At 47.5% G+C, this 9,541-nt stretch carries 9 protein-coding genes, 2 pseudogenes and 1 riboswitch; of the genes and pseudogenes, 9 read left to right on the top strand and 2 right to left on the bottom strand.

Going from position 1 to position 9,541, the window contains the following annotated elements; genetic code table 11:
• From BM241_RS12545 to thiC, 9 genes and pseudogenes are all read left to right on the top strand, one after another.
• Window positions 1–188 (top strand): annotated as a pseudogene (locus tag BM241_RS12545) (hypothetical protein); the annotation flags it as partial.
• Complete coding sequence (locus BM241_RS12540; RefSeq protein WP_177206168.1) at window positions 181–1,059, top strand: hypothetical protein; 879 nt, start codon at window positions 181–183, stop codon at window positions 1,057–1,059. The pseudogene BM241_RS12545 and the gene BM241_RS12540, both read left to right, overlap by 8 nt.
• A gap of 1 nt (window position 1,060) precedes the next feature.
• Window positions 1,061–1,699, top strand: a complete 639-nt coding sequence (locus tag BM241_RS11380) for an ABC transporter ATP-binding protein (RefSeq protein ID WP_025747620.1) — start codon at window positions 1,061–1,063, stop codon at window positions 1,697–1,699.
• Between the two features lie 93 nt (window positions 1,700–1,792).
• Window positions 1,793–1,905, top strand: a riboswitch (TPP riboswitch).
• 310 nt (window positions 1,906–2,215) lie between these two features.
• The gene (thiS, locus tag BM241_RS11375; protein ID WP_025747625.1) at window positions 2,216–2,416 is read left to right on the top strand and encodes a sulfur carrier protein ThiS; all 201 of its coding nucleotides are present in this window, start codon (window positions 2,216–2,218) and stop codon (window positions 2,414–2,416) included.
• A gap of 6 nt (window positions 2,417–2,422) precedes the next feature.
• Window positions 2,423–3,190 (top strand): thiazole synthase, encoded by a 768-nt coding sequence (locus BM241_RS11370; protein WP_092282839.1) that lies wholly within the window; start codon window positions 2,423–2,425, stop codon window positions 3,188–3,190.
• 18 nt (window positions 3,191–3,208) lie between these two features.
• Window positions 3,209–4,312 carry a 2-iminoacetate synthase ThiH gene (gene thiH, locus BM241_RS11365; protein WP_092282838.1) on the top strand — a complete coding sequence of 368 codons (1,104 nt, stop codon included), beginning with the start codon at window positions 3,209–3,211 and terminating at the stop codon, window positions 4,310–4,312.
• Window positions 4,313–4,342: 30 nt separating this feature from the next.
• Entirely contained in the window at window positions 4,343–4,960 is a 618-nt protein-coding gene (gene thiF, locus BM241_RS11360; protein WP_025747628.1) for a sulfur carrier protein ThiS adenylyltransferase ThiF, read from the top strand.
• Window positions 4,957–6,003: a thiamine phosphate synthase gene (locus BM241_RS11355; RefSeq protein WP_092282837.1), complete on the top strand. Its 1,047-nt coding sequence runs from the start codon at window positions 4,957–4,959 to the stop codon at window positions 6,001–6,003. The genes thiF and BM241_RS11355 overlap by 4 nt, the downstream gene beginning before the upstream one ends.
• Window positions 6,004–6,357: 354 nt before the next feature.
• On the top strand, window positions 6,358–7,659 hold the full coding sequence (gene thiC, locus BM241_RS11350; RefSeq protein ID WP_092282836.1) for a phosphomethylpyrimidine synthase ThiC: 1,302 nt from the start codon (window positions 6,358–6,360) through the stop codon (window positions 7,657–7,659).
• 25 nt (window positions 7,660–7,684) lie between these two features.
• Here thiC and BM241_RS11345 read toward each other — a convergent pair whose 3' ends face one another.
• Together BM241_RS11345 and BM241_RS13245 are read right to left on the bottom strand one after the other, a co-directional pair.
• Window positions 7,685–8,452, bottom strand: a complete 768-nt coding sequence (locus BM241_RS11345) for a type III pantothenate kinase (RefSeq protein WP_092282835.1) — start codon at window positions 8,450–8,452, stop codon at window positions 7,685–7,687.
• A gap of 232 nt (window positions 8,453–8,684) precedes the next feature.
• Window positions 8,685–9,541: pseudogene (locus BM241_RS13245) on the bottom strand (RNA-guided endonuclease InsQ/TnpB family protein); the annotation flags it as partial.

Here is a 9,541-nt window from a genome sequence, read left to right as displayed (position 1 = left end):
CTCACCGTGCTACCACCGGACGAAGTATTCCTCAATATCTGAGGATAGTTGTACTGGTAGAAGGTATGTATCCCACAGGCTCTCCGCATACATCGTTGCTATTGAAGCTGGGAATCGTTTTAATTTTATGCCTGCTGATGGGATATGGAACGGTGAGGCAGATACGGAGGAGGATACAAAATGACTGATCTTAAAACGATACTGCTATGTACCAGGGTTAATTTCTTTAAGTGGCTGGTAACCCCCCGCATTCACACCATTGCTGCAGTAATTATCGCCTTTGGCCTTTGGAGTTCATCAGGGCTTTCCGAATATGCCGATGCCGTAGGTGCTGCCGTAACGCCATGGGTCTTTCCGCATTTGCTTACCAGTCCCGCTATGCTGCTGGTTTTTGGGTGCCTTACAACGCTGCTGTTCTGCAATGCTCCGTTTGCCGATGACCATACGCCCTTTCTTGTTATCCGGAGCGGTCGACTTAACTGGGTAGTGGGGCAGCTGCTGTATATAGTTCTGGCAGGATTTATTTACACAGCATTCTGGTATGTTGCGTCGGTCGTTACGCTTATACCGAATTTACAGCTGTCCACCGACTGGGGTAAAGTTATAAAGACACTTGCAGCCAATCCGGGTAGTGCAGACAAATACGGTATTCAATTGACAGTTTTCTTTACTCCTGAAATCATCACCATGTTTTCGGCTGTTGAAGCGACCCTGATAGGCTTTGGACTGTTTTGGCTTGTATCGGTATTCATTGGTGTGCTTATATTCTGCTTTAATATCGTGATCGGTAAGATGAGCGGGTTGGTAGCAAGCGGCGTGTTCATATTCATGTCATATTTTTCAATCTATGCCGGTACTCTAAACTTTGGTCCTAAAATCTATTATTTTTCACCGTATAGCTGGGCCAGCATGAACTATCTGAACTGGAAGTATACAGGTGAGATTCCTTCGCCGACTTATGCGGTGTTCTGTCTGCTGGGAGCGATATTATTTATGAGCATAGTTTCGGTAATAGTGTTTTGTAAAAAAGATATAAATATACAGGAATGGGGGGCTTGATGTGGCGGAGTATATGGTAGAGGTTTTGGATGCTGTAAAAAAATTTAAAGAGACGGTGGCGCTGAATCATGTGACGGTCAAATTTGAAACCGGCAAGATCCACGGGATAATCGGGCGCAACGGTTCGGGGAAGACCGTGCTTTTCAAATGCATCTGCGGGTTTATGCAATTAACTTCCGGCAGCATTTTGATAGACGGTCGTCCCGTGAGGCCAGGAGCAGCTCAAGAGATCGGCATCATTGTTGAAGACCCAGGCTTTATCGGCTCACTAAGCGGATACAAAAACCTTAAGCTGCTGGCATCCATACGGCGGAAGATATCGGATGCAGAGATTCGTGAGGCGCTTGAACGTGTAGGGCTTGATCCCAACCTCAAAAAACACGTCAGCAAATACTCTTTGGGAATGAGGCACCGGCTAGGAATTGCACAGGCCATAATGGAGAGGCCAAAGCTGCTAATTCTGGATGAGCCGATGAACGGCCTTGATAAGCAGGGCGTTTTAGAAATCCGCGAGGTGCTCAAGGAATTAAATAGGGAAGGAGCTACCATTATATTGTCATCACATTATGCCGAGGACATAGAGGCGCTGTGCGATACCGTTTATGAGATGGACGGAGGTGTTTTGACACGCATTAGCTGACGGATATTATATTGATTGCGAGTAAAAAACCAAAAAACGTTCTTTACATATCCCAGCATTCGGTGTATAATTGTATAAAACTGAATAGATGGATACCAACGCTAGGGGTGCCGAAAGGCTGAGAAAGGGCATGCCGAGAAGGCTGCTCTTAACCCTTTGAACCTGATGTGGTTAGTACCACCGTAGGGAAGCGTTGTGGATATATCGCCACGACAAAAAGCCTACCCTATGGGGGTAGGCTTTTTCGGTTCAATGCCCCTCTCTCCTTTCACCCCTGTTAACATGCGCCCTTTAAAATCCCAAGTGAGTATCCATAAAAACTCCTGATAAGCAAGGTGGCTTTAGGTGCAGAATCGTCAAGCCAATATGTTTGAGCTGCCGACAAGGTATGCGTAAGTGCCAGCAAACAATATAGGCCAGATATAAACATAATTGCCATAAGGTTCCAAAGGCATAAGGTGGAGTTATTTAGTTTTGTCATACATTATAACCAATTTTTGAGAGAGGAGGAATAAAATGCAAATAACGGTAAACGGTCAAAAAACCACAGTAAACGAGGGAATTACCCTATACAACTTTTTAAAGGACAAAGGGCTTGACCCTCAGAAGGTGGTGGTTGAACACAACTACAGGATAGTCAGATCCGAAGAATGGCAAAACATAGTGCTAAAAGAAAACGACAACCTGGAAATCTTGAAATTTGTTGGAGGAGGCTGATACGCCATGGATGACAAACTGGTCATAGCCGGTCAGGAACTCTCAAGCCGGCTTTTCATAGGCACGGGAAAATTCCACTCACATAGGGTCATCCCCGAGGTGATAAACCGCTCGGGAGCGCAGGTGGTTACCGTTGCATTGAGGAGGGTAAACCTGGATTATCCTGAGGAAAACATGCTCAACTACATACCCGACGGGTGCATAATAATGCCCAATACCTCGGGGGCGAGAAACGCCGAAGAAGCGGTGCGCATAGCAAGGATAGCAAGAGCAGCCTGCGGCAGCAACTGGATAAAGATCGAGGTGATCAATGACAACAAATACCTGCTTCCCGACAACTATGAGACCATAAAGGCCACCGAAATACTGGTAAAGGAAGGCTTCATAGTCCTTCCCTATATGAGCCCTGATTTAATAGCCGCACGGAGGCTGAGGGATGCAGGCGCTGCCGCTGTTATGCCCCTTGGCGCCCCGATTGGTACAAACAAGGGGCTGAAAGCCCGGGAACTCATAAAGATCATGATCGACGAGATCGACCTTCCCGTGATAGTCGACGCCGGGCTGGGAAGGCCCTCCCATGCCGCCGAAGCAATGGAGATGGGCGCCGCTGCAGTGCTGGTCAACACCGCCATAGCCACTGCCGACGACCCGGTCGCCATGGCAGAGGCGTTTTCGCTGGCAGTCAAAGCCGGTAGAATGGCTTATCTGGCGGGCATGGGGGTAGTCAAGGAATACGCCGAAGCTTCTTCGCCTCTAACCGGATTTTTAAGATAAGATTCGAGGTGCAGGTATATGAGCTTTTACGACGTGTATCTCAAATATAAAGGCTTTGATTTTGAGGGCTTTTTAAACAGCGTAACCGACAGCCAAATAATGAAAATACTCAGCAAGGAAAAGCTTAATGACCTTGACTTTTTGGCCCTGTTATCCGACAAGGCCAAGGAATACCTGGAACCCATGGCCATCAAAGCAAGGCAGCTTACCCTCAAAAACTTTGGGAGGGCGATCCTGCTCTATACTCCCCTTTACCTTTCCAATTACTGCGTCAACCAGTGTGCCTACTGCGGCTTCAACTGCAAAAATAAGATAGCCCGGAAAAAGCTTTCACTGGATGAGGTGAGAAAGGAGGCCGAAGCCATAGCCTCCACAGGGCTCAAGCACATACTCATTTTAACCGGCGAATCCAGAAAGCATACGCCGGTCTCATACATAAAGAGCTGCGTGGAGGTTTTAAAGGATTACTTCAGCTCCATCTCGATAGAGGTATATCCTCTGGATACCGAGGAGTACGCCGAGCTCATAGAAGCAGGAGTCGATGGCCTCACCCTGTACCAGGAGACATACGACGATGAAGTGTACATGGAAGTGCACCTTAAGGGACCCAAGAGGAATTACAGGTACAGGCTTGACGCTCCCGAAAGGGCGTGCATGGCATCCATGCGCTGCGTCAACATAGGTGCACTTTTGGGGCTGAATGACTGGCAAAAGGAGGCTTTTTTTACCGGGCTGCATGCCAGTTACCTGCAGGATAAGTACCCCGATGTGGAGATAAGCGTATCCCTGCCGCGACTGAGGCCCCATTTCGGGAACTTTACGCCCAGATCCCCTGTCAGCGACAAGGACCTGGTCCAGATAATGTTGGCCATAAGGCTGTTCATGCCACGAGCTGGCATCACCATCTCCACAAGGGAAAGGCCCCAGCTCAGGGATAACCTGATAGGCCTGGGGGTCACCAAGCTTTCAGCGGGGTCTTCCACCCAAGTGGGTGGCCACGCCATTGAGGACAAAGGCGACGGCCAGTTTGACATAGCAGATACCAGGAGCGTGGCGCAGATAAGGGATATGCTGTACAGCAAGGGATTTCAACCGGTCTTCAAAGACTGGCAGGCAATCTGAATCAGACTATGAAAGGATGGTCGTACAGCCGTGAACCGATTTGAAGAAGCACTGGTGAAATATATTGGCCATACAAACCTTCAAAAGCTCCAGCAGGTCAAGGTGGGCATAGCCGGCGCAGGGGGCCTGGGCTCCAACTGCGCTTTAAACCTGGTAAGAAGCGGGATAAAAAGGCTCAAGATAGTGGACTTCGACAGGGTGGAGCTTTCCAACTTGAACAGGCAGTTTTACTTTTACGACCAGGTAGGGATGCCCAAGGTGGAAGCGCTGAAATCAAATTTGCAGAGGATTAATCCAGACGTGGAGATAGAAACACTACAGGAAAAGATCACGCAGGAGAACATCCATGAAATATTCGATGACTGCGACATCATCATTGAGGCTTTTGACAACCCCTCATGTAAAAAGATGATAGTGGAGCATTACGGCTCAAGCGGTAAACTGGTGGTGGCGGTCTCGGGCCTGGGCGGCTGGGGCAACAGCGATGACATCAAGGTAAAAAAGGTCCACTCCACCCTGTATATAGTAGGGGACATGCGTTCAGAAGTGGATAAAGAAACTCCACCCCTATCACCCAGAGTCAACATAGCAGCTGCCAAACAGGCAGATACGGTACTGGAGTTTATCTTAGGGGGGAGAAATCTGTGAAGGAGCTTTTCAGGATAATCGACGCCAACATAAACAGGGCATCGGAAGGGATAAGGGTTTTGGAAGACATAGCCAGGTTTTACTACAACAACGCCAGCTTGACAGAAAAGCTCAAAAGGTTGAGGCATGAAATAAGAAAGAACATCATGGAGTACCTGCCCCAGTGCATTTCGGAGCGAAACGCATTGGATGACGTTGGCCTGCCGGTGTCTGGCAGCCTTAACGTCGATGGCAGAAATGACCTGTTTGAGGTGATCGCTGCCAACTTTAAAAGGTGCCAGGAAGCCTTAAGGGTTATAGAGGAAAACTTAAAGCTGCTGGGCAAATACCAGCTTTCAAAGCTGTACGAAAGGTTAAGGTTTGAGTGCTATACACTTGAAAAGGAATACATAAGTGCCGACTGGGCACTGGAAAAGAGGAAGAAACTGGACACCGACATATACTGCATTACAGCCGAGGAGTATTCCAGGGGCAGGACCAACATAGAGGTAGTGGCCCAGATGATAGAGGCGGGGATAAAGATAATCCAATACCGCGAAAAGGATAAAAAGCTCATCGACAAGTACAGGGAATGCGTCCAAATACGCGAGATGACCCAAAAAGCCGGTGTGACCTTTATAGTCAACGACCACGTTGATCTGGCCATGATGATTAGGGCAGACGGGGTACACATAGGGCAGGATGACCTGCCGGTTGAAAAGGTGAGGGAGTTGGTGGGCGAAAGGATGATAATAGGGGTATCCACCCATTCGCCGGAACAGGCCCAAAAAGCGGTGGCCGGCGGAGCCGATTACATAGGGGTGGGTCCCATATACAGGACCTTTACAAAGAAGGACGTATGCCAGCCGGTAGGGCTTGAATACCTTGAATATGTGGTACAAAACATCGATATACCCTTTGTGGCCATTGGCGGCATAAAGGAGCACAATGTCCTTGAAGTCAAAAGGGCGGGAGCAAAGTGCATAGCCATGGTGACCGAAATCGTGGGGGCAGACGATATAAAAGCCAAGATTGAATCCATTAGAAGGCGTCTGACCTGGTAAAATCAAAAGTGCATAAGCTTAAAAGACCCCATGCGCACTTCACCTGTACACGCTTGCAGATATCAAGCCGAAAAATAATCTAATCTTTTTCATTAAATTTGGCCTCCAAATAGCCTCTGTTGTTGGCTATACAAAACGGTTAAACATGAATAAACATTTTACATTGATAGCACTTTACTGGATTCGTCCAATAAGCGTTTGTTCGATAACCATTAAGGCTTATAAGACGGCACAAAGCCGCCGAACGGACTGAAACGTTATATATACAAAAACCGCTACGTATATCGTACACGGTTTAGATGATAAAAATGAGTTTTTACCAATTAACAAAAATAAAAAAGGAGATGGGTTATAATGGAATACACCACGCAGATGGATGCCGCAAGGAAAGGCATCGTCACAAGAGAGATGGAAATAGTGGCACAAAAGGAAGGAAAGACGGCCAGGGAAATAATGGAACTGGTAGCCTGCGGCAAGGTGGTAATACCCGCCAATAAAAACCACAAAAGCCTTAACCCCGAAGGCATAGGCCAGGGCCTGCGCACAAAGATAAACGTGAATATCGGCATTTCCCGCGACTGTTTCGATTTTGATGCCGAAATAGAAAAGGCGCAAAAGGCTATAGAGCTCAAAGCCGAATCCATCATGGACTTGAGCTCCTACGGCAAAACTCGCCAGTTCAGGCAAAAGCTCATAGAGATATCCCCGGCCATGATAGGCACGGTGCCCATATACGATGCCGTAGGATATTATGACAAGGACATAGGAGAGATAACGGCGCGAGAGTTTATAGATATAGTGGAAATGCACGCCCGTGACGGTGTGGATTTCATGACCATACACGCAGGGGTAAACAAGGAAACCGTACGCCGCTTTAAAAACAATCCCCGCCTCACCAACATCGTCTCTCGGGGCGGATCCATCATATTCTCCTGGATGCAGCTTACCGGCAACGAAAATCCCTTCTATGAATATTTCGATGACATACTTGATATATTTGCAAAATACGACGTGACGATAAGCCTGGGGGATGCCTTCAGGCCTGGAAGCATACACGATTCCACCGACGCAGCGCAAATAGAAGAGCTGATAGTTCTGGGCGAGCTGACAAAGCGGGCATGGGAAAAGAACGTCCAGGTCATGATAGAAGGCCCTGGCCACATGCCCTTAAGCGAGATTGCCGCCAACGTCCTGCTGGCCAAAAAGCTGTGCCATGGCGCACCGTTTTACGTCCTGGGTCCCATCGTGACCGATATAGCACCGGGATATGACCACATAACCAGCGCCATAGGGGGAGCCATAGCAGCAGCCAGCGGCGCCGACTTCTTATGCTACGTAACCCCAGCAGAACACCTAAGGTTGCCAACGCTTGAGGATATGAAAGAGGGCATCATAGCCGCAAAGATAGCAGCCCATGCGGCCGACATCGCCAAGGGCATAAAGGGCGCAAAGGAATGGGACGACAGAATGAGCCAGGCAAGGAGAAACCTCGACTGGGAAGAGATGTTCAGCCTGGCCATCGACAGCGAAAAGCCCAGAAGATACCGCATGGAATCGACACCTGAGTACGAGGACACCTGCACCATGTGCGGCAAGATGTGCGCCGTACGAAACATGAACAGGATATTAAAAGGAGAGGATGTAAGTTTGATATGATATCCTCTCCTTTTTTGAGTGAGCCTCATAGATTTCTCTCGTATATTATCCTCAATCCCTCCAAGGTGAGCAGGGGATTGGTCTCCTGTATGGTCTCGGACTCCTCGGCTATCATGTGCGCCAGGCCCCCCGTAGCAATTACCTTGGCATCCTCACGTCCCAGCTCCTTTTTCATACGCCTTACAATATAGTCCACCTGCCCCACATAGCCGTATATTATGCCGGCCTGTATGCTATTGACGGTGTTCTTGCATATGACCTGCGGGGGCTTGACAAGCTCAACTTTGGGCAGTTTAGCCGCTCTCTGATATAGCGCTTCTGTAGAGATAGCGATGCCCGGCGCAATGCATCCGCCCAGGTACTCGCCTTTATCAGAAATGGCACAAAACGTGGTGGCCGTCCCGAAATCCACCACTATAATAGGACCGCCATATATCTCATATGCGGCCACGGCGTTCACTATCCTGTCGGCTCCAACTTCCTTGGGGTTTTCGTAGCGGATGTTCATGCCCGTTTTTATCCCCGGCCCCACTATCAACGGCTTAACATTGAAGTACTTGTGGCACATCTCTTCTATCGCGTTCATCATGGGGGGCACCACCGAAGAAATGGCGATAGCATCGATGTCCTTCGGCGAAAGGCCTTTATACTGGAACAAATTCAGTATTATCATGGCAAATTCATCGGCAGACTTATCCCTGTCCGATGCCAGCCTCCAATGGCTGAGCAGCTTTTTTCCATCATACACCCCTGCAACGATATTGGTATTCCCTATATCCATTACCAGCAGCATATATCGCTCACACTCCTTTTTTATGCACGCAAGAAACTTTTATTAAAACGTCGACAGCAATTGTACGAACCACTGTCCGTCAGTAAGTAAGGTTATCACAAAGAATTTGTCAGTCAAGTCCCTTTTATTTTTTCAACGTATTCGTATTTGTTCATCATTGTTTTCTATTTTATAATCGAATTACGTTTGACAGTGTAATTTTCCAGTTTTTCATATGCGAAGAGTGAACTACCATATCTGCATTCAAAACATTCCCGCATCCCTTACATACATACAGTCCCCTGTGCTTCCTGTTGCTTTTCCTTATTACTCCACACCTGCTGCACCGCTGCGATGTGTATCCCTCTTCTACCTCAACATACTCCATACCATAGCACCTGCACTTCGCTTCCAATTTACTCCTGAACTTCTCATACGGTATGCTCACAAAGTTCTGATTGTTCACCTTCCCCAGTTCTATACCCCGCTTTATATCCTACATCTCCCCTATTACTATCACACCTATCCTTTCCCCTAAACAATGCTTGACTATATAATTAACCGCCTGATTTAAAAAGTTTTCAATGGTATGCTGCTTCTTGAGAGTATCTCAGCAAGTTTTCTCCCACATTTAACCCCTTGCTTGCTGTAAACTGACTGCAATATTGCCCTCCTCTTGTTGTACCATTGGTTAACCGATTTTATATGCCTGCCCTCTATCAAAATGGCAGTCCCAATGGTATCCACTATCGATGCAAAATTATTAACCCCCAGGTTTATTGATAAGTATTTATTTCTATTTAGCTTATAAGGCTGTCCTCGTTCTTCATACACGTGCTCAATCTCAAACCATTTGCCTTTGAATCTCGGTATTATCCTGATTTCTTTGACCTTTTTACCGGATACTGTGGCAGGAAGGTCAAAATACAGGTATCTTACTCCATACTTTTTGCAAAAACCTCTACCAAGGCTTAACCTCACTTTATCCCCTGTTATCTTGAACTGATCCTTTGGGAATATGAGAAGGAACATTCCATCCTTGGGCAAATACCGGGGGTATTGAAACTTTGTTAACAGAGTTTCCTCCCTTCTTTGCGGCCAGCAATCCAA

This window comes from Caldicoprobacter faecalis, assembly GCF_900115765.1.
Classification (GTDB): domain Bacteria; phylum Bacillota; class Clostridia; order Caldicoprobacterales; family Caldicoprobacteraceae; genus Caldicoprobacter; species Caldicoprobacter oshimai.
The sequence above is the reverse complement of the archived record's forward strand: the minus strand, read 5'-3'. Positions and strand labels throughout refer to the sequence as shown.